This window comes from Bacillus sp. 05T31 (genome assembly GCF_056396725.1).
This window is the reverse complement of the sequence record NZ_JBFTMA010000827.1, coordinates 1-1,977: the sequence shown is the minus strand read 5'-3', so window position 1 is coordinate 1,977 and position 1,977 is coordinate 1. Positions and strand designations below refer to the sequence as shown.

The 1,977-nt window shown below is 30.7% G+C and carries 2 protein-coding genes and 1 pseudogene; 2 read left to right on the top strand and 1 reads right to left on the bottom strand.

All coding sequences use genetic code 11. The features are described from left to right. The coding region (yqeK, locus tag AC1DJR_RS28800) for a bis(5'-nucleosyl)-tetraphosphatase (symmetrical) YqeK (RefSeq protein WP_477004130.1) at positions 1-449 on the bottom strand (449 nt) is incomplete at its 3' end. Between the two features lie 197 nt (positions 450-646). On the opposite strand from yqeK, the gene AC1DJR_RS28795 reads away from it, so the two are divergent. Continuing rightward, entirely contained in the window at positions 647-1,330 is a 684-nt protein-coding gene (locus AC1DJR_RS28795) for a response regulator transcription factor (RefSeq protein ID WP_477004129.1), read from the top strand. Beyond that, a pseudogene (locus tag AC1DJR_RS28790) lies at positions 1,329-1,977 on the top strand (sensor histidine kinase); the annotation flags it as partial. The gene AC1DJR_RS28795 and the pseudogene AC1DJR_RS28790, both read left to right, overlap by 2 nt.

The following is a 1,977-nucleotide window of genomic DNA, read 5'->3' as shown; positions in this document are numbered from 1 at the left end:
GTCCCTATTTGATCCCATTCTAATTTATCAGCAATAAATAATACTAAATCCATCTTCGTTGCATGTTTATGCAAAGTAGTGTGGCAACAGATAGCATTTAAAACTTCTTTATCTTCTACTTTAAATACCTCTTTTGCAATTACTCTCGATAATTTTTGATGAATAATCATTGGAAATTCTCGTTCTTCTTGTAATATTTCTATGCCAAATTCTTCAGCAACTGCAATCCGCTCCTCATTCGGAAAGATTGCACTAATATCATGTAAACACCCTGCAATCGCTGCTTTTTCTTCATCTTCATAAAATATTTTCGCAATTTTTCTCGCCTCATTTGCCACACGAATTGAATGTTTATATGTAAATTCTTTATTGTATTTTAATAGAAAAGCTTTAATATCATTTTCTATTTTTCCAGTTGGAGTAAATGAATATATATCATTATATAACATAGCAAGCCCCCCTTATAACTAACTTTCAATATAATGTGAAATTTAAATCTCCTTCTTATTTTGTATTCGTTATAATTGTATTAATTCCTTTTTAATACGATACATGAAATTTAATGTAGAAACATTACTACAAAATACATAAATGTTTGATATTATAGTAATGTTGATTAATTGTAAGGAAAGGAACTAACTATAAAATGAATAAAAACATATTAATTATTGATGATGATAAAGATATTGTAGAATTACTGGCTGTTTATTTACGAAATGAAGGCTTTAACATTTATAAAGCTTATGATGGTGATGAAGCATTACAAATGATATGTACATATGAAGTTGACCTTATGCTTTTAGATATTATGATGCCAAAACGAAACGGATTGGAAGTTTGTCAAGAAGTGCGTGAAAATAATACTGTACCTATCCTTATGCTTAGTGCAAAGGCTGAAGATATGGATAAAATTTTAGGACTTATGACCGGCGCAGATGATTATATGATTAAACCGTTTAATCCACTAGAATTAGTGGCTAGAGTGAAAGCTTTATTACGAAGATCCTCTTTCCAAAATGCTACTTCCCAAAAGAATGAAGATGGTATTATTCGTATTCGTTCTGTTGAAATACATAAACATAATCATACTGTTAAAGTAAATGGAGAATATATTAAACTCACCTCTATCGAATTTGATATTTTATATTTACTAGCGAGTAATACTGGAAGAGTATTTAGCTCTGAAGAGATATTCGAACGAGTTTGGAATGAAGACGGTTATGGTTCTAATAAAACGGTAATGGTCCATATTAGTAATTTACGCGATAAACTTGAAACCGTAATGAATGGTGAAAAACTAATTCATACGGTTTGGGGAGTAGGATATTAATTATTTAGAAGAACTGGCAACTGGGGTCAATCAAATTATTGAGCAATTAAAAGTATCAATTGATGAAGAAAGACAGGCAGAACAAGCAAAAAGCGAACTTATTACAAATGTATCACATGACTTACGAACCCCTCTTACATCTATAGTTGGATACGTAAATTTAATCCATCATGATAATTATAGAGATGAAGTAGAATTACGATACTATATTCAAGTCATTTACGATAAAGTAACCCGTCTTAATGCATTAATGAATGACTTGTTTGAATATACACGYGTTCAAAATAAAGAGTTAAGTTTATATTCTGCTCCCATTGATATTGTAGAATTGCTTGGACAATTAACTGTCCAATTTCGGATACAGCTTCAAGAAGCTAATATTGAATGTCGCCCTTCTTTCCCATCTCAAAAGCTAATGGTACTAGCTGATGGGGATAAATTAGTACGTGTGTTTGAAAATCTAATCATAAACGCTATTACTTATGGAAATGATGGAGATCATATTGATATTACCGCTTACGAAAGCAATAACATGATTACAATTGATATAACAAATTACGGACAACCTATCCCTAGTACTGATTTACCTCATATTTTTGAACGTTTTTATCGTGTTGAAAAATCACGTTCAACAAACACTGGTGGAT